Annotated in this window: 13 protein-coding genes; all 13 read left to right on the forward strand. The window is 66.7% G+C overall.

Going from position 1 to position 18,956, the window contains the following annotated elements; all coding sequences use genetic code 11:
• The first annotated feature begins 77 nt into the window (after positions 1–77).
• Positions 78–1,277, forward strand: coding sequence for an aromatic ring-hydroxylating oxygenase subunit alpha (locus tag D7316_RS21140; protein ID WP_124710002.1), 1,200 nt, complete (start codon positions 78–80; stop codon positions 1,275–1,277).
• A 4-nt stretch (positions 1,278–1,281) separates the two neighbouring features.
• A complete protein-coding gene (locus D7316_RS21145; RefSeq protein WP_124710003.1) occupies positions 1,282–2,061 on the forward strand; it encodes an enoyl-CoA hydratase/isomerase family protein in 780 nt (259 codons plus the stop codon).
• Entirely contained in the window at positions 2,058–2,702 is a 645-nt protein-coding gene (locus tag D7316_RS21150) for a PaaI family thioesterase (RefSeq protein ID WP_124710004.1), read from the forward strand. Before D7316_RS21145 ends, D7316_RS21150 begins: the two co-directional genes overlap by 4 nt.
• 13 nt (positions 2,703–2,715) lie before the next feature.
• A complete protein-coding gene (locus tag D7316_RS21155; protein ID WP_124710005.1) occupies positions 2,716–3,966 on the forward strand; it encodes a CaiB/BaiF CoA transferase family protein in 1,251 nt (416 codons plus the stop codon).
• Between the two features lie 208 nt (positions 3,967–4,174).
• On the forward strand, positions 4,175–5,716 hold the full coding sequence (locus D7316_RS21160; protein ID WP_124710006.1) for a class I adenylate-forming enzyme family protein: 1,542 nt from the start codon (positions 4,175–4,177) through the stop codon (positions 5,714–5,716).
• Positions 5,717–5,731: 15 nt separating this feature from the next.
• Entirely contained in the window at positions 5,732–7,861 is a 2,130-nt protein-coding gene (locus tag D7316_RS21165) for a molybdopterin-containing oxidoreductase family protein (RefSeq protein WP_124710007.1), read from the forward strand.
• Entirely contained in the window at positions 7,843–10,098 is a 2,256-nt protein-coding gene (locus tag D7316_RS21170) for a molybdopterin-dependent oxidoreductase (RefSeq protein ID WP_124710008.1), read from the forward strand. Before D7316_RS21165 ends, D7316_RS21170 begins: the two co-directional genes overlap by 19 nt.
• Entirely contained in the window at positions 10,098–11,732 is a 1,635-nt protein-coding gene (locus D7316_RS21175; RefSeq protein ID WP_124710009.1) for an FAD-dependent oxidoreductase, read from the forward strand. The genes D7316_RS21170 and D7316_RS21175 overlap by 1 nt, the downstream gene beginning before the upstream one ends.
• Positions 11,729–13,864 carry a molybdopterin-containing oxidoreductase family protein gene (locus D7316_RS21180; protein ID WP_124710010.1) on the forward strand — a complete coding sequence of 712 codons (2,136 nt, stop codon included), beginning with the start codon at positions 11,729–11,731 and terminating at the stop codon, positions 13,862–13,864. Before D7316_RS21175 ends, D7316_RS21180 begins: the two co-directional genes overlap by 4 nt.
• 139 nt (positions 13,865–14,003) lie before the next feature.
• Entirely contained in the window at positions 14,004–15,527 is a 1,524-nt protein-coding gene (locus D7316_RS21185) for a class I adenylate-forming enzyme family protein (protein ID WP_124710011.1), read from the forward strand.
• A 2-nt stretch (positions 15,528–15,529) separates the two neighbouring features.
• Positions 15,530–16,273, forward strand: a complete 744-nt coding sequence (locus D7316_RS21190) for an SDR family oxidoreductase (protein WP_124710012.1) — start codon at positions 15,530–15,532, stop codon at positions 16,271–16,273.
• A gap of 52 nt (positions 16,274–16,325) precedes the next feature.
• On the forward strand, positions 16,326–17,135 hold the full coding sequence (locus tag D7316_RS21195) for an enoyl-CoA hydratase/isomerase family protein (RefSeq protein WP_124710013.1): 810 nt from the start codon (positions 16,326–16,328) through the stop codon (positions 17,133–17,135).
• A gap of 269 nt (positions 17,136–17,404) precedes the next feature.
• Positions 17,405–18,886, forward strand: coding sequence for an acetyl-CoA acetyltransferase (locus D7316_RS21200; protein WP_124711488.1), 1,482 nt, complete (start codon positions 17,405–17,407; stop codon positions 18,884–18,886).
• The last annotated feature ends 70 nt before the right edge of the window (positions 18,887–18,956 follow it).

Raw genomic sequence — 18,956 nt, forward strand, 5'->3', positions numbered from 1 at the left:
CGGTATCAAGCGGTTGATATCGAAAGGCAATAGATAAGACACTAGACATTGAATGTCTCGTGTGTCAGTCTCGACACATGGACCGTGACGAAAAGATCAGGCTCACGCAGCGGCTCATCGCCCACGTGGACAACGACAGCACCGACTATGCGGATGACCTGCTGCGGGTGCCGTTCGCGGTGTTCAACGATCCCGATCTGGCGGCGAAGGAGCGTGACGTGGTGCGGCGATTCCCGCACATCGTCGCCCACATGGACGAACTGGAGAAGACGGGTTCCTACATCACCACCGAGCTCATCGGAACGCCGCTGCTCGTGGTGAAGCAGAACGACGGAACGGTCAAAGCGTTCTCCAATGTCTGTCGGCATCGGGGTTCCAAGGTCGAGTTCGGTGAGTCGGGCTGCAAACGAGTGTTCGCCTGCCCGTATCACAACTGGTCGTACGGCAAGGACGGTGCGCTGCGGGGTATGCCGCACGCCGAGGGCTTCGACGGTATGGACCGTGCAGAGTACGGACTGGTGGAGTTCCCGTGCGAGGTCCGTCACGGACTCGTGTGGGTGGTGCCGACCGTCGGGGCGGATCTCGACATCAAGGCGGTCCTCGGTGACAAGCACGATGCCGAGGTGGCCGACACCGGTATGGCCGGGTCATTCCAGGTCCGCAAAGAGACCTGGAAGCTCGACATGAACTGGAAGATCGCCGTCGACGGGGTCCAGGACTCCTATCACCTGTGCCAGTTGCACACGAAGACGGTGTGCAACTATCTCGAGGGCAACATCACCGCGCTGGACGTCGTTGACCGATCCTGGCGACTTGTGGTGGCGCGCAAGGCGATCACCGAGGTTCGGGATGCCGATCCGGACAGTTTCGATGTTCGCGACTACTCTCTCGCGAACTACACCGTCTATCCGGGCACCATGCTCGTCACCGAACCCAACCACTTCGAGATCTGGACGATCGTGCCGGACAAGGACGATCCGAACGTCAGCCACTGCACCATCCGCCTCCTGTCCCCGAGGAAGCCGGAGACCCCGCGCGAGGAGCGCATCCTGGACAAGAACTGGGAACTGCTGATGGAGACCCTCCACGCGGAGGATTGGTTCGTCACGAAGACGATCACCGACAACGCAGCTTTCGGGCAGGTCGACGAGCTGATCTACGGACGTAATGAACTGCCCGGGCAGCTTTTTCACAAGATGGTGGCCGGAGACGTCGAAGCCCTGGAACGCGAGGGCGCAACGGCGACCGCGGCCGCCGACTACACGCCCGCGGGCTGATCCGATGGGAGAGTTACGTGTCGATCAACCGGCGCCGGGTGTACGCCGACTGACCATCGACCGGCCGGAGGTCCGCAACGCGATCTCGCTGCCTCTGCAACGCGAGCTCGACAGGGTTCTCGCATCAGTGGCCGGCGACGACACGGTCCGGTCTGTGATCGTCGCCGGCGCGGGCCCGGTTGCCTTCTCCGCAGGCTATGACCTCGCAGAACTCGCCGAGTGGACAACCGACGAGGTGGCGGACGCTGCGGCCGAGCGGGATGAGCTGATCTGGCGCTTCGTGACGTTCCCCAAGCCGGTGGTCGCCGCCGTGCACGGGGCGGCGCATGGCGCGGGCACGATCCTGGCCGCGTGTGCCGACATCCGGGTCGGGGGACCACACACGCGATTCACGGTGACCGCCGCACGATACGGTGGCGCCAACCTCACCTGGCTGCTCGACGAACTCATCGGTGCCGGTCTCACCCGGGACCTGTTGATGACCTCTCGGACCATCGATGGGGACGAGGCCCACCGCATCGGCCTCCTGAGCCGGCTGGCCGACGACGGGGATGTGGAAGCCGCGGCCCTGCGCGCGGCCATCGAGCTCGCCGGTCAGCCGCCCGAGGCGCTACGGGAGATCAAGGCGCTCCTGCTCGCCGGTCCCGGTCGGTCTCTGCGATCGCGGTATGACCGTGAGAACGAGATCGCCCGAACGTTGCTGCGCCCTCGCCCGATCTCGGATGTGTTCGCCGACTTCTTCGATCGCGACCGCGCCCGGGCCGAGACGACGAGCACGCCATGACCGACTCCTCGACGATGATCGATCCGTGGCGGCCGCACTGGCCGGATCCGTTCCGCCCGACCATTGAGTGCGACGACGACTACGAGGCGCTGGTGGGAGCCTTGCGCGACGTGCAGGAAGCGGTGACGCGGAGTCGTCCGACGCCGGAGGTCGCAGCGTTCGCGTGCGACACCCTGCGACGGGTGCGAGATCTGCTGTCTCCCTTCGAGGTGGACGAGGACGATCAGATCGCGGGGAAGCGTTGGGAGACAGCCGGTAAGGGCCACGCCCTCGCCCCTGTACTGCATATCGACGAGGTCACCGACACCCGGGCGGTCGCGCATGTGACGGTCGGCCGGTTCCATTCGGGCCGCTACGCCATGAACGGTGGCGTCACGCCCTTGATCTTCGACGAGCTTCTCGCCCGGCTGGCGAACAGTGCGGGTCGGCCGTGGGGCCGGACGGCGTATCTCAACGTCGATTACCGTGCGCCCGCACCGCTCCACGAAGAACTGATCGTGACCGCCGAGCTGGTGGGGCAGCAGGGAAGAAAGCGATTCCTCCGAGGCGCGATGCGCCACGGCGATCGGCTGGTCGCGGAAGCCGAAGGTCTTTGGGTGGAGCTCAAACCTGATCAGACGCAGAATATTTCGCAGACATGAGAAAGTGTGCACGATGAGTGGGTACTCCCTGTTGACCGGCATGAGGATTCTCGAGGTCGCCCAGTTGGCGCCGGCTTCGCTGGGTGGTCATCTCGCCGACCTTGGTGCGGAGGTGATCAAGATCGAATCCGGCCCTCTCGGTGATCCGGTGCGTGTCGGTGGCAGCCGAGCGGTCGGTTCACCTGACGGTCCGGCCTTCATGCATCTGCGCTGGAACCGTGGCAAGAAGTCGGTGGCCCTCGACCTGCGCAGTCGCGAGGGCAAGCAGGCGTTTCTCGATCTCGCACGAACCTGTGACGCGGTGATCGAGGGTATGCGAGGTGGCTACCTCGATTGGCTCGAGGTCGGCTATGAGCAACTGCGCGAGGTGAATCCGGCAATCGTGCTGTGTACCGTCTCGGGAATGGGCGGCGACGGGCCGTATCGCACGCTCGGCACCGGCGGACCCGTGTTCGACGCCTACGCCGGTCTGCGTGACGTGGACACCCCCGACGAGCCACCGTCGACGGGGATGGCCGGGTCGACGACGCCCCCGATCGCGATGTACGCACTCGGCGCCTACGGGGCGATGGGACTGCTTGCAGCAGTGCACCGTGCCGGTGTCACGGGCGTGGGGTGCCACGTCGAGGTGGCCGGTATCGACGTGGCCGCCGCGTGGATGCCGGACATGGTCGATGCCGAACTGAACAAAGACCGGTCGGTTGCCCGTCCCACCTGGCTCGCCGACGGCCGGCTTCCTGATTGGCCACGACTCGAGGCCTACCGTACGAGCGACGGTGAGGCGGTTCTGTTCGGTTCGCACGTCGAGAAGTTCTGGCACAACTTCCTGCGCGCCGTCGACCGCGAAGATCTGATCGACGTCGACCTGGTCACGGTCGACGAGGGCGCTCCTGCGCGCGCGGACATGGTGTGGCGCGCGCTGACGGAGATCTTCGCGCAACGGACGAGGGCGGAGTGGCTCGAGTTGTTCGTCGAACACGGGATCGCGGGCGGCCCCGTCAACAGTGTGGATGACATGCTCGCCGATCCCCATTTCCGATCGCGCGCGAACACCTATCGCGTCGACTACGACGGCGTGGGTGAAATGGAGTTCGTCGTCAGTCCCGTTCGCGTCGCGGGACAGCAGTTCGCTCCCGACCTCCCACCCGGCGTCGGAGACGACAGCGAGGATGTGCTGCGCGACGTGGCCGGATACAGCGCGGAACAAGCCGCTGCGGCGGTCGATCCCAGGTCGCGAGCGCGGGCGGGGAGCTCTACCGGCTGAATCGATCGATGCGGTCGCACTCATGCGAAATATGTTGCGTGAGTGTACTTGTCGTTGCGCTCGGTCAGCCAACGGGTGTGCGATATGTCCGGAATGGGTCATTGCCACCGGAGCCTAAAGCTGTTAGATTTATGTCACACTTCGTGAGGGGGATCACACCCCTTGCAGCAGCCCTGTCGGCGACGCCGCCGGCGATGAAGGAGTACCTATGAATCTCTCGGACCTGACCCGATTCTGGGGTAAGACGCGTCCGCAGCAGGACGCCATCGTGTTCGGAGGTGCAACGCAGACGTGGGCGGAGGTCGACGCGATCACCGACGCCGTGGCGCGCGGTCTGGCCGCCAGGGGTGTGCGCAAAGGTGACCGGGTCTCGGTGATGATGCTCAATCGTCCGGAGCTCGCGCACATCATCCTTGCAACCCTCAAGCTGGGTGCGATCAGCGTGCCCCTGAACTTCCGGTTGACGGCCACCGAACTGGCTCCGATGGTCGTCGACGCCGCTCCGCGGGTCGTGATCGTCGAGGACGCGTTCGCTCCGCTGCTCGACGTCGCCGCCGAGCAGATCGAGTTCCAGACGTTCTCCATCGAAGGCGGGTCGCATCCCGCATACTCTGCGCTGGTCGACGCCGGGCCCGCACCGATCGTGGCCATCGACGCCGATGACCCCGCTTTCATCTGTTACACGTCGGGGACCACGGGGGTGCAGAAGGGTGCGCTCATCACGCATCGCAATGCGATCACTCCCGGGATCTCGCAGACGATCACGTTCGGCTTCTCTGCCCGCGATCGCGTGCTGTGCTCCGCGCCGCTCGTCTACACCGGATCGGTTCTCTCGATCTTCATGCAGTTGGTGGTCGTCCCCGGGGCGACCATGGTCTTGCTTCGTGAGTACGACCCCGAGATCGCGCTCGACACCTTCGAGCGGGAGCAGATCACTGCGACCACGACCGTTCCGGTGATCTGGGAACGTATGACGACGCTGCCGGACTTCGGTTCCCGTAAGCTGGCGGCCTTCACCTTCGCGGGAACCGGCGGTGCACCCGTCAGTCTCGATCTGCTCGACTTCTATCGCGAGCACGGCATCCCGTTGACCCAGTGTTACGGGCTGACCGAGGCGTCGGGGATGGTGTCGACCCTCGAATACAAGGACGCGATGTCGCGGCCGGGTTTTGCCGGGCTGCCCCTCGTCGGCACCCACATCCGGATCGGTGAGCCCGAGGCCGATACGACCGTGGGCGAGGTCGGCGAGATCCTGGTCCGAGGTGGACATGTGTTGCGCGAGTACTGGAACAAGCCGGAGGCCACCGCCGCGACATTGGCCGACGGTTGGCTACGGACCGGAGACCTCGGGCTGCTGGACGACGGTGGATTCCTGAAGATCGTCGACCGCAGCAAGGACATGCTGATCTCGGGTGGACTCAATGTCTACCCCGCAGAGATCGAGAACGCCCTGCACGGTATCGAGGGCCTGGTCGACCTCGCGGTGATCGGGGTGAAGGACGACCGATGGGGTGAGGTTCCGATGGTGGTGTTCCACAGCGAGCGCCCCGCCACCGACATCGTTCATGACATCGCCGCGATCGCCGGTGAGAATCTTGCCAAGTTCAAGCGTCCGAAACATGCTGTTGCCCTTGATGAACCGCTTCCCCGTACGTTCTCGGGCAAGCTCGCAAAGCCCTCTCTGCGCGCGCGCTTCCCGGAGCCGCCGGCCGATGCCATCGTCGTCGACGGCACCGTGGCACCCGCCTGACCGGTGCCGACGACCGTGCCGCCCGCCACGACCCGCCATACGTCGTACTGCAGGTTGTGTGCTTCCTCATGCGGCGTTCTGCTCGACGTCGTGGACGGCCGGATCACGCGTGTCCTCGGCGACACCCAGCACGCGATCTCGGGCGGCTACACCTGTCCGAAAGGGCGACGGGGCGGTGACCTCGTCCACGGCGCCGATCGACTCACCAGCTCGATGCGACGATCGACGAAGGGCGTGCACGAGCCCATCCCTGTGGCGCAGGCGACCACGGAGATAGCCGATCGGCTGCGGAGGATCGTCGACCGGCACGGGCCGGACTCGGTCGCACTCTTCATGGGGACGCAACAGAACTTCGCCGCACTCACCCCGCCGATGGCACGAGCCTGGTTCCGCGGTACCGGATCGCACAAGCTGTTCTCCACGATGACGATCGACCAGTCTGCCAAATGGGTTGTCGCGGAGAGGATGGGAACGTACCTGGGCGGCAGACAACGGTTCGGGGATGCGGACGTGTGGCTGCTGGCGGGGACCAATCCGGTCGTCTCCGCGAACGGCGGCGACGGCGATGGGGCCGTCGTGCACAATCCGTCCGCCACGCTGCGCGCGGCACGCGAGCGGGGACTGCGCCTCATCGTGATCGATCCGCGGCGCACCGAGACCGCCGCCCTGGCCGATATCCACCTGGCCCCGCGGCCCGGCACCGATGCGGTGCTCCTGGCGGGAATGCTGCGTGTCATCCTCGCGGACGGTCTCGAGGACACCGAGTTCTGCCGCCGATTCACCGCAGATCTCTCCGCGCTCCGGGACGCGGTGAGCGCTGTGACTCCCGGTGTCGTCCAGCGTATCTGCGGCGTACCCGCCGATCAGGTGACGGCGGCCGCCCGTGTCTTCGCGAACGGTCGACGCGGGATGGCGACCTCGGGGACCGGACTGTGCATGGGGCCGCATTCGAATCTCGGCGAGCACCTCGTCGCCGCCCTGAACGTGGTGTGCGGCCGGTACCTCCGTGAGGGTGAACCGGCGGACGATCGCGCAGTCCTCATCCGGCAGGTGACGGCTCGCGCCGAGGTGGCCCCGCCGGCCCGGTCCTACGAGAGCGGATTCCGCAGTCGCATCAACGGTGTGCGGGCGATGCGTGGAGAGTTGCCCTCCGGGATCCTTGCCGACGAGATACTCGAGCCCGGCCCGGATCGGGTACGGGCGCTGATCGTGTCGGGCGGCAATCCGGCTGCGGCGCTGCCTGATCGGTTGAAGGCGCTGCGTGCACTGCGGTCACTGGACCTGCTGGTGTGCGTCGATCCGCGCATGTCGGACACCGCTCGACTGGCCGACTATGTGATCGCTCCGACGACGATGTACGAACGTGCGGACCACACCGCGATCATGGAGGCGTTCTTCCCGCGTCCGTTCGCGCAGTTCACGCCTGCCGTCGTGACACCTCCACCCGGTGTCGTCGATGACTGGCGGTTCTTCCTCGATCTCGCGGCGGCATCGGGCCAGGCGGTCAAGTTCGCAGGCCGCATCCTCGATCCCGCATCGCCGCCGAGCGCCGAGGAGATGCTGGCGATGATGACCGAACGGGGGCGCGTCCCGTTCGACGACCTCGTCGGTGCTCCGCACGGGATTCTCGCCGGTACCGGTGGGGCGGTCGTGGGGCGACCGAGCGCCGACGGCGCGGTCCACCGTCTCCTGCTGATGCCCGACGACGTCCTCGGTGAACTCCGTGCCGCGCTGACGGAGACCGCTGCCGTGAAGCACCTTCCGATGTTGTTGACGGTCCGTCGAATCCGCGAGGCCGTCAACTCCACGGGAACCCGCGTGCCGGGTCTCGTCCCGGGCGGGGACAACCCGCTGAGCATGCATCCCGACGACCTCGACGACCTCGGGATCGCCGACGGGGAGTCGGTGACCGTGCGTTCAGCCTCCGGGCACCTGTGCGCGACGGTTCGGGCGGACGCGACGCTGGCCCGCGGCACGGTGTCGATGACCCATTGTTTCGGCAGTGTCGACCCGACCGCTGACGCCGGGGTGAACGTGAACGAGCTGACCGGTTCCCGTGACGGTGTGCAGGCCATCAACGCGATGCCCACCATGACCGCCGTCCGGGTCGCGGTGGAGCCGGCCGGATGCGGAGAAGCATCGTGACACGGTCCACCGATACCGCTGTCGGGCAGAGGATCTGTCCCCTCTGTGAGTCGTGCTGCGGCCTGATGGTCGAGCTGTCCGGCCGTGCCATCGTGGGTGTCGCGCCGAACCCCGCGGACTTGATGAGTGCGGGGCACAGCTGCGCCAAGGGTCTGGGGCTCGGGCGGATCGAAGGCGACCCGGAACGGATCCGGACACCGCTGCTCCGCACCGCCGATGGCGGTTTCCGTGAGGCCACCTGGGACGAGGCGTTCGCGGAGATCGAACGCCGGCTGCCGGCTTTCACCGTGGACGATCCAGGTAGTTGCGCCATCTACCACGGTAATCCGGCCGCCCACCACCTGGATGCGACGTTCTACCTGGGTGAGCTGATCGCAGCACTGCGCACCCGCAACATCTACTCGCCGGCCAGCGTGGACACCTGGCCGAAGAACCTCGCCCACATGCTGCTGTACGGAACCGGCCTGGGGATGACCCTGCCCGACCTTGACCGCACCGACTACCTGCTGATCCTCGGCTCGAATCCGTTGGTGTCGAACGGCAGCACCGTGACCGCGCCCGGCATGCATCGCCGACTGGCGGAATTGCGAGAACGGGGCGGCACGCTCGTCGTCGTCGATCCGGTGCGCACGCGCACGGCCGAGGTGGCGGACGTGCACGTTCCGATCCGGCCCGGAACCGACGCACAGTTCCTGCTCGGGGTGTTGTCGGTGATCGCCACCGAGGGCCTCGCCCGGGCCGACCGTATCCCGGACGTGGTCGACGGCGTGGAGACCGTACTGGAGCTGGCCGCCCAATTCGACCCCGAACAGATGGCGGCCTCCTGCGGAATCGACCTCGATCTGATCCGGAACGTGGCCCGCGGATTCGCGGGAGCGCCTGCCGCGGTGGCCCATTCGCGGATCGGAACCTGCATGCAGGAGTTCGGGACACTCGCGAACTGGCTCGTCGAGGTGCTCACCATAGTCACCGGGAACCTGGATCGCCCTGGTGGAGCGATGTTCTCGCTCCCTGCCGCCGGCGGCCAGAACACCTGGCCCGTCACGAGGCCGCCGAGGCTCATGTTCGACCGGTGGCGGTCCCGGGTACGGGGATTGCCCGAGGCGATGGGAGAACTGCCGGCGGTCTGCTTCGCAGAGGAGATCCTCACTCCCGGCGCGGGCCGAACGCGTGCACTGATCACACTCGCGGGCAACCCGGCCCGTTCCCTTCCCAACAGCGGCGCGATCGAAGAGGCGCTCGAGGCGCTGGACTTCATGGTCTCCGTGGACTGCTACCTGAACGAGACCACTCGGTACGCGGACGTCATCCTGCCGCCGCCGCCGGTGATCACGCGAGGCCATCACGATGTGACCCTCTCCCACTTCCAGATCCGTAACGTCGCCCGGTACACACCGCCGCTGATCCCCCTCGGCGTCGGAGAGATGTCGGAGTGGCACATCCTGCTCCGGCTGGCCGCGATCGCCAAGGGCACACCGGACCGGCCCGTGGCCGAGATCGACGACGAGGTTGCTGCCGTCGCGACGCGACGTGCCGCGAGACTTGCGGGATGCGAGACCGACCGCGCCGCGGATGCCACGGCTGAACGCAGCGGACCTCAACGACTCCTCGACCTGAGGCTACGGAGCGGGCCCTACGGTGACCGGTTCGGCCTCGAGCCAGGCGGACTGACCCTGGCAGCATTGGAGGATCGTCCCGACGGCATCGACTTCGGCCCACTGTCGCCACGATTACCGGAGGTGCTGCGCACGCCGAACGGCCGCATCGACCTGATGCCGGAGATGATCACCCGCGACCTGCCGCGACTGCGGACGAGCCTGTCCCGGCCGGCTGACGGGTTGTTGTTGATCAACCGGCGGCAGCGACGCGGTATGAACTCGTGGCTGCACAATGCGCTACCGCAGCCGGATGACAGCCAGTGCGCCTTGCTGATGAGTCCGGCGGACGCGGCCGAACATGGCCTGATGACGGGTGATCGGGTAGCGGTGTCGTCGCACGTCGCCACTGTCACCGCCGAACTGCGCGTCGACCAGGCGCTACGCGCCGGCGTCGTGAGCATGCCACACGGATGGGGTCACGACGGGCCGGGACTGCGGACGTCGCGATCCGCGGCGGCTCCGGGCAGCAACTACAACGCGTTGGTTGACGACACCACCGACCTCGAGACACCTACGGCCTCACCGATCTTCAACGGCGTCCCCGTGACGGTGACCCGCACGACCCAGGAGGAGCCCTGATGGCCTACGTGGTCACGCAGAACTGTTGCAACGATGCGACGTGCGTCGCCGTGTGCCCGGTCGACTGCATCCACCCGACGCCCGCCGAGCGCGAGTACAAGCGCACCGAGATGCTGTACATCGATCCGGACACCTGTATCGATTGCGGAGCATGCTCTGACGTGTGCCCGGTGGACGCCATCGTCCCCGGCGACGAGATCGCACCCGACATCGATTTCTACCGAGAGCTGAACGCCGAGTATTTTCGGCATCACCCGCGCGAGACACCTCTGGGTGCGCATGTCCAGCCACTTCCGCTGACGGTCGCGACCTCCGGCGTCGCCGACCCGCCTCCGCTGCGCGTCGCGATCGTGGGGTCCGGACCATCGGCGTTCTACGCGGCCGAGGAGTTGCTGGCCCGGCGTGACATCGCCGCCGAGATCACGATGTTCGAGAAGCTCCCCGTCGCAGGCGGTCTCGTGCGCTTCGGCGTGGCACCGGATCATTGGCACACCAAGACCGTCGACCGGGTGTTCGACCGCACCGCGCGGCGAGAAGGTTTCACCTTCCACCTCGGCGTCGAGGTGGGACGCGACGTCACCGTCGACGAACTGATGACCCACCACCATGCGGTGATACACGCATCGGGAGCGGCGGGCGACCGGCGTCTCGGCGTCCCCGGCGAGAATCTCTCCGGCAGTCACGCCGCGCGGGAGATGGTGGCGTGGTACAACGGTCACCCCGACCACGCCGACCACACCTTCGACCTGACAGGGCATCGCGCCGTCGTCGTCGGCAACGGTAACGTGGCATTGGACGTCGCCCGGATTCTCGTCTCGGACCCCGAATCCCTGCGCAGCACCGACATCGCCGATCACGCACTCTCCGCACTCGTCGACAACCGGATCGAGGAAGTGGTGGTGCTCGGGCGACGCGGACCCGAGCACGCCGCCTGCACCACTCCGGAACTCCTCGCTCTCGGGTCTCTGCCGGGGATCGACGTGCTCGTCGACGGTCCCCTGCACGTGGGCATGGACGCGCCGATGAAGATGAGGATCCTCGCCGACTACGCCGGACGGACGCCCACCCCGGGCAATCGGCGTATCGTTCTCCGATTCGGTTGCAAGCCTGAGGAAGTCGTCGGCGTGGAGCATGTCGAGTCGCTGATCGTCGCGGACACCGACACCGGCGTGACCGAGAAGATCGTGTGCGGGCTGGTGCTCCGAGCGATCGGTTACCGGGGCACGCCCATCGCAGGGCTCCCGTTCGACGACGAAGCGTTCACGGTGGGCAATGTCGCGGGTCGCGTCGTCGTGCCGGAGACGAGCGAGCCGGTCGTGGGGCAGTACGTCGCGGGCTGGATCAAACGAGGAGCGACCGGAGTGATCGGCACCAACCGCTACTGTGCCGCCGAGACTGTCGAGTCCCTTCTCGACGATCACCGTGCGGGCCGGCTCGCTGCACCGACCGCGTCGTCGGCAGATCTGACGGCGCTCGTGCACGCGCGACGACCCGATGCGCTCGGTGGTGGCGATTGGCGCGCGATCGACCGCCACGAGCGCGAGCAGGGCCGGGCCGCCGGGCGCCCGCGGGTGAAGATCGTCGACGCCACCGCGGCAGTCGATGTCGCGATCGCATCCAGAGCATCGCGATGACGCGCCACGTCCACACCTTCTGCCGCATCTGTGAGCCGGGATGCGGTTTGCTCGCGGAGGTCGACGACGGCGACGACGGCGACGAGCAGATCGTCCGGCTGCAACCCGACCGGGAACACCCGGTGCATCGGGGCTTCTCCTGCCACAAAGGTGTGCACTACCTGCAGGTCCATCGCGACCCGGACCGGCTGGACCGGCCGCTGAAGCGGACCAACCCGCGCAGCGAGGAACGCGGAGTGTTCGAACCGGTCGAGTGGGACGACGCAGCCCGGGACATCGCAACACGACTCGGGGAACTCCGTAGCCGCCACGGCCGCAATGCCCTCGCCGTCTATCAGGGAAACCCGTCGGCGTTCAACGGCGCGTACTACGCCAACGCCGGGCGGATCGCCCGGGGATTCGACACCCGGATGCGCTTCAGCGCCGGTACCCAGGACACGTCCGCCAAATACGCGGCGAGCGAGGCGATCTACGGGGCGTCCATGGCGCACCCGATCCCGGATCTGCTGCACACCGACTACTTCCTGTGTCTCGGCAGCAATCCGCAGGTCTCGCACATGACGCTGATCCACATCTCGGATCCGATGGCGAAGATCCGTGAGATCACCCGGCGCGGCGGGACGGTGTTGTTCGTCAATCCGCGACGAATCGAGTCGTCGTCACCAGAGACCGGCGACGTCCTGCTGGTCCGGCCGGACACCGACTTCTACTTTCTCGCAGCGGTCCTGCACGAGATCGTCTTCCGCATCGGATACGACCGGGACGCGGTGGAATCGCACGCCAGACATGTCGACGACGTGCTCGACTTCGTCCGTCGCTATCCCGTCGAGAGGGTGGCCGAGGTGGTGGGCGTGCCGGCTGAGGAGATCCGACGGGTCGCGGATGACTTCTGCTCGGCCCCGAGTGCGAGCATCTACATGGCGACCGGTGTGAACCAGGGTCGGCAGGGCGCTCTGGCCTACTGGATGCTCACCATGGTGAGTCTGTTCTCGGGCAATCTCGGCCGGCGGGGCGGCAACATCTACTCACGGGGTGTCGCGGACACCGTGCAGCACTCCACGCGTAAGCGGGAGGACCCGTTCTTCGACGGCCCCCTCGGCGAGATGCGCACCGTGAGCGGCGATCTGCCTGCAGCCCGGCTGGCGGAGTTCATCGAGGACCCGGCCGACCCGATCCGCGCGCTGATCGTGGTCTCGGGAAACCCGCTGCTGTCGGTCGGTGGAGACGGACGACTGCTTCGAGCACTGCGGTCACTGGAGCTGATCGTGACGATCGATCTGTACCGGACGGTCACCGGGGAACTCGCGGACTATGTTCTGCCGGCTACGGATTGGCTCGAACGGGAGGATGTCAACGTCCTCAACACCATGGGTGTCGCGATGGAACCGTACGTCCAGTACACGCCCGCGGTCGTACCCTCGAAAGGGGAGCGACGCGACGACTGGTGGATCCTGTCCCGCATCCAGCAGGAGATGGGTGTCGCAACGCTGCTCGACGATCCAGACCCTAATCCGTTCGCTGCGATCGACGCGATGATGGCGGGCTCCGGCCTGACGATCGAGGCGCTGTCGACCATGCCGTGCCAGACCGCGGTGTTGCCCCCGGCGGTACCGACGGATGTCTTCGACATCGCGGTTCAGCACGAGGACGGACTGATCGACTGCTGCCCGAACATTTTTCGTCGCTTCTTCCCGGTCGCCGAGCGCATCCTCGACGAGCTGTCGGCAGAACCGCCGGACCAGCTGAAGCTGATCACTCGTCGTACCAACTACATGGTCAACAGCTGGATGCACAACCTGCCCATCCTCAAGCACGGGGTACACCAGGACAATCCGCTGTGGATGAATCCGTGCGACGCGCACCGGCGTGGACTGGTCGAGGGCGATGACGTCGAGGTTCGGAACTCTCACGGACACGTCACCGCTGTTCTGGCGTACGACGACGGACTGCGTGACGGCGTGGTGGCGATGACGCACGGGTGGGGTCAGCGAACGGCTCACGGTCTCGACGTGGCCCGTCGACACCCCGGCGTGAACGTCAACCGCCTGGCGCCGACGGGAGCGGACGGCTACGACCCTCTCAGCAACCAGTCCCAGCTCACCGGGATCAACGTCGACGTCGTGAGGTGTTGATCCTGAGCCGGATCTTGTCATCACAATCGAATGGCTTTAGATTTACTGATGTGGCGCAGCACACGTTCCGAGCCGACGTGCGAACCGCCGGATCGGCGGTGGGACAACCCGCCGCGCCGACACCCCTGGGAGGCAACCGATGAGCGGTACCGTGATCGACGCACTCACCTACTGGGCGAAGATCGTTCCCGACCAGGCGGCCATCGACTTCGCCGGTGACGTCGTCACCTATCGTGAGCTCAACACCTGGGCCGACGGCGTTGCGCACGACCTCGATGATCGCGGCGTCACCGCCGGAGACCGGGTCAGCTATCTCGGTGTCAACACGCTCGAGTGGTGCGTCGCCGCCATCGGAGCGATGAAGGTCGGGGCGATCTCGGCGCCGTTCAACCAGCGCATGCTGGCCGGCGAGCTGACCGTGCTCGTCGACGATTGCGAGCCCGCAGTGGTCTACTGCGACGCCGACCTCCGCGACCGCCTCGAGGAGGTTCACGCGGCGCGGGAGACCTTCGCGATCGCCGAGTTCGAGGCGAACGTCCGATCGTTGCGAGGTGTTGCACATGCGCCGTTCCGCGCCCCCGTCACGGAACAGTCCGACCCCACCGCGATCGTGTTCACCAGTGGCACCACCGGCAAACCGAAGGGAGTGGTGTTCACCCATGCCACCATCGCCGGTGAGATGCACGAATGGTCGTTGATGGAACCGATCGAGCAGAACGGCCTGCGGCCGCTGCTGGTGCTGCCGCTCTTCACCGCGGCCGGCATCATCTGGGGCATCTCCCGGACCGTGCTCCACGGCGGCACCCTCCTGCTGCAACCAGGGTTCGACCCTGCGTCCGCGTTGCGGGTGATGACCGACAGCAAGGCCACCACGTTGACCGGGCCGCCCATCCTCTTCGAGCAGATCTCCCGTGTCCCGGGCTTCGATGACACGGACCTGAGTCACCTGACCACCGCACACGTCGGTGGCGCGCGCGTACCGTCGGCTCTGGTCGGAACCTGGCTCGCCCGCGGTGTGCAATTGCGACAGATATACGGCCAGACCGAGATCGGCGGATCGGCCACCGCGATGCCCCGCCACGAGGCGGCCCAGCATCCGGACAAATGCGGATTCGGTGGCATCTTCACGAAGATCCGTGTGGTCGATGCGGACGGGAAGGAGTGCCGACCCGACGAAGTGGGACAGATCCTCCTGCGTGGCCCCGGCATGATGCCGGGGTACTGGCGCAACGATGACGCCACCCGGGCCGCCCTCATCGACGGATGGCTACACACCGGCGATCTCGGGAAGCTCGACGAGAACGGCTATCTGACGTTCGTCGATCGGCTCAAGGACATGATCATCTCCGGCGGCCTCAACATCTCACCGGCAGAGATCGAGCAGGTCATCAATCGGATGCCGGGCGTCGAGGAGGTCGCCGTCATCAGCGTTCCCGACGACAAGTTCGGCGAGACGCCCGCTGCGATCGTCAAGAAGGTCACCGGCCTCACCGAGATCGACGTCGTCGAGTTCTGCAATCGGAATCTCGCCGACTACAAGGTGCCGCGCTATGTCGTCTTCGTCGACTCCGGTCTGCCTCGGATGGCCAGCGGCAAGATCTCGAAGCGAGAACTCCGCGACACCTATTCGGATGTGCCCCAGACCTACCCGAAGGTCCGCTGATCGTGACCGCGCCCCACCGGGTGGCGGTCGTGACCGGCGGCGGTCGCGGCATCGGCGCCGCGATCTCGAGGCGGTTGGCATCCGACGGATTCGCCGTCGCGGTCAACTACTCGTCGAGTCCATCGGACGCACAGCAGGTGGTCGACGGGATCACCGCCGACGGCGGGAGCGCGGTCGCGATCCGCGCGGACGTCTCCGATCCCGGGCAGGCCGCGAACCTGATCGACACGACCACGGCCGAACTCGGAGCACCGACCGTCCTGGTGAACAACGCCGGGATGAACATCGCGGGTGCGGCCCGTAAGCAGTCACCCGGCGACTGGGACCGGGTGATCGGTGTCAATCTCAGTGGCGCCTTCTACTGTGCACATGCGGCCTTGTCGTACATGTACGAGAATGGCTGGGGGCGCGTGATTTTCGTCAGCAGTCCCTCCGGTGGGCGTCGACCCTCACCGGGGATGAGCGCGTACTCCGCGGCCAAGGCCGGCCTGGTCGGGATGACCCGGTCGATGGCGCTCGAGGTAGCGCGCCGAGGCATCACGGTCAACACCGTCATGCCCGGATTCGTGGAGACCGACATCATCTCCTCCGGCGGTGCGAACGCTGCGGAAAGCCTTGCGGCGCACTGGCCCCGCATTCCCGCCGAGTCCATCGCCTCGACCATCTCGTTCCTCGTCAGCGAGGAGGGCGGGCATGTCTCGGGGGAAGAGGTAGGGGTGTGGCTCGGCGGGCCCGTCGGCGTGTGACGGGCCACGTCGGCGACGCCGATGCTGTGAGATCACGAGGAGAGGGCAGACGATGGCAGAGATGATCGTGACCGAACGGCCACGACCCGGGGTCCTGGTGATCCGACTGAATCGCGCTGACGCGCTGAACGCGATGAACGTGGAGTTGGTCGACGCTCTACACGCCGTGTTGGCCGAGGTCAGGCACGACTCCGAGACGCGGGCGATCGTGTTGACCGGCAACGGCAGGGCCTTCTGCGCGGGCATCGACCTGCGTGGCTACGGCACCCCACCCGGGGCCGCCGAGGGTGAGGGGCGGGCACAGGCGGGTATGCGCGTCCAGCAGCACATCGCCTCGCTTGTCGAGGCGTTCCGGGGTGCCCGGCCGCCGGTCGTCGCGGCGATCAACGGGGCTGCCGCGGGCGGGGGCATGGCCCTCGCGCTGATGGCCGATGTGCGGATCATGGCCGACACGGCCGCGCTGCACGCGTCGTTCATCAACCGTGGGCAGTCGAGTTGCGACATCGGCGTCAGTTGGCTGCTTCCGAGGATGATCGGATTCTCCAGGGCCGCAGAGATTCTGCTCACCGGACGTCCCGTCGATGCCGCCGAGTGCGAGCGTGTCGGGATCGTGTCGTCAGTTGAGTCCGCGGAGTCGCTGCTCGACAAGGCCCTCGACACCGCCGAGAACATCGCCCGCAACAGCCCGTTCGGGGTGTGGATGACCAAGGAGGTGATGTGGTCCAACCTCGAGGTACCGAGCCTGCGTGCCGCGATCGACCTGGAGAACCGGACACAGATCCTCGCGGCGATGACCAAGGATCATCGCGAGGCCGTCCACTCGTTCTTGGAGAAGCGGCCTCCCGTTTATCGCAACCACTGACCGGAACCCCTGCCCGCTCTTCCCCCGGGTATGCGTTCCTCCTCCGCCTGCACGTGGGGGACGAAGCGATACCCGGGGGAAGAACTACCTGCTGATCTTCGACGTCGCCATGACAACGTCATGCCCCCCGCCCGCTCCTGACAGCCCGGCGCGTGCGCGATAATCTAAAGCCATTAGCCTAGGTTTGTGAGGATGATCGTGAAACGCTGTACACCCGCGCACCCGGCCGCTGCGAACCTGGAGGCGGCGCGACCATGAGTGGACCCAGCGTGCCCCTCGACCCACGCACGCCGGTCCTCGTCGGCGGAGGTCAGATCAACGACCGGGACGGCGGCCGTGAGCCCGTGGATCTGATCGCCGACGCGGCGCGCAGTGCTGCCGGGCAGGCGGGCAGCGAGCGGCTGCTCGAACTCGTCGACTCCGTCCGGATCGTCGGCCTGCTGTCGTGGCGGTACCGCGATCCCGGCGCCCTGGTGGGTGAGCGCATCGGGGCATCACCTCGGCACACCGCATACACCGGCAGTGGCGGCAGCACTCCACAGGTCCTCGTCAACATGGCTGCCGAGGACATCATCGCGGGTCGTTCCGACGTGGTGTTGATCGGCGGAGCCGAGTCGTGGCGTACGCGAATGAAACTGCGGGCGCAGGGTGCTCGCCCGGACTGGACGACGCAGGACGAGTCGGTGGCCGCGGCGCCGATCGTCGTCGACGAGGTGCCGATGCGATCGGACACCGAGATGCGTGCGGGTCTGGACCGACCCGCCTACGTCTATCCGTTGTTCGAGCAGGCGCTGCGTCTGCGCGCGGGCAGGACCGTCGCCGAGCACCGAGGCGCGATCGGAGCCCTGTGGTCGGGTTTCAGCAAGGTTGCCGCGACGAACCCGCACGCCTGGACGCAACGCGAGTACACCGCCGACGAGATCGCCACGCCGTCGGCGGACAACCGGTGGATCGTCTCGCCGTACACCAAGTTGCTGAACTCGAACAACATGGTCGAGCAGGGTGCCGCGGTGCTCCTGTGCTCGGTCGAGACCGCCACGGCACTCGGCATCCCACGCGACAACTGGGTGTTCCCGCAGTCCGGAACCGAGTCACACGACACCTATGACATCGCCGAGCGCGGCGCGCTGGATCGCTCGCCGGCCATCCGCATCGCCGGCGCCAGGGCCCTCGAACTGGCCGGCATCGGCATCGACGACGTGGCCCATGTCGACGTGTATTCCTGCTTCCCGTCGGCGGTTCAGGTCGCCGCGCGGGAACTAGGACTGCCGCTCGACGATCCGGGCCGTCCGCTGACTCTCACCGGAGGGCTCACGTTCGCCGGCGGGCCGTGGAACAACTACAGCACCCATGCGATCGCGACGATGGCCGGCCGGTTGCGGGAATCGCCGGGCTCCTACGGACTCGTGACCGCGAACAGCGGCTACCTGACCAAACATGCCTTCGGGGTGTATCGGACCGAGCCGCCCGCCGGTGGATTCCGGCGCGAGGACGTGCAGGCTGCGGTCGACCGGGAACCGACCGTACGGGCCGACCCGACCTACGCGGGGCCGGCGACAACCGAGTCGTGGGCCGTGCTGTACGACCGGTCGGGTGTGCCCGAGCGCGGCTTCGTGGCTGCTCGCGTCGTCGACGGGGCGCGGACACTGGCTTCCACCGCAGACCCCGAGGCGCTGCAGCGGCTGCTGGTCGCGGAGGAGGCCGGAGCGTCCCTCGTCGTGACGGCGGACGGCGGATTCGACTTCGCCTGAGCCGGTGCTCAACGGCCGCCGCGTCGACGGCGCGTGGGCGCCCGTTGACTCACCAATATCTAAAGGCTTA

Source organism: Gordonia insulae (assembly GCF_003855095.1).
Taxonomy (GTDB): Bacteria; Actinomycetota; Actinomycetes; order Mycobacteriales; family Mycobacteriaceae; genus Gordonia; species Gordonia insulae.

What these genes read in the sequence shown, in the direction of transcription:
- D7316_RS21140 (WP_124710002.1), top strand. Translation starts at nt 78, where the DNA reads ATGGACCGTGACGAAAAGATCAGGCTCACGCAGCGGCTCATCGCCCAC.
- D7316_RS21145 (WP_124710003.1), top strand. Translation starts at nt 1,282, where the DNA reads ATGGGAGAGTTACGTGTCGATCAACCGGCGCCGGGTGTACGCCGACTG.
- D7316_RS21150 (WP_124710004.1), top strand. Translation starts at nt 2,058, where the DNA reads ATGACCGACTCCTCGACGATGATCGATCCGTGGCGGCCGCACTGGCCG.
- D7316_RS21155 (WP_124710005.1), top strand. Translation starts at nt 2,716, where the DNA reads ATGAGTGGGTACTCCCTGTTGACCGGCATGAGGATTCTCGAGGTCGCC.
- D7316_RS21160 (WP_124710006.1), top strand. Translation starts at nt 4,175, where the DNA reads ATGAATCTCTCGGACCTGACCCGATTCTGGGGTAAGACGCGTCCGCAG.
- D7316_RS21170 (WP_124710008.1), top strand. Translation starts at nt 7,843, where the DNA reads ATGCGGAGAAGCATCGTGACACGGTCCACCGATACCGCTGTCGGGCAG.
- D7316_RS21175 (WP_124710009.1), top strand. Translation starts at nt 10,098, where the DNA reads ATGGCCTACGTGGTCACGCAGAACTGTTGCAACGATGCGACGTGCGTC.
- D7316_RS21180 (WP_124710010.1), top strand. Translation starts at nt 11,729, where the DNA reads ATGACGCGCCACGTCCACACCTTCTGCCGCATCTGTGAGCCGGGATGC.
- D7316_RS21185 (WP_124710011.1), top strand. Translation starts at nt 14,004, where the DNA reads ATGAGCGGTACCGTGATCGACGCACTCACCTACTGGGCGAAGATCGTT.
- D7316_RS21195 (WP_124710013.1), top strand. Translation starts at nt 16,326, where the DNA reads ATGGCAGAGATGATCGTGACCGAACGGCCACGACCCGGGGTCCTGGTG.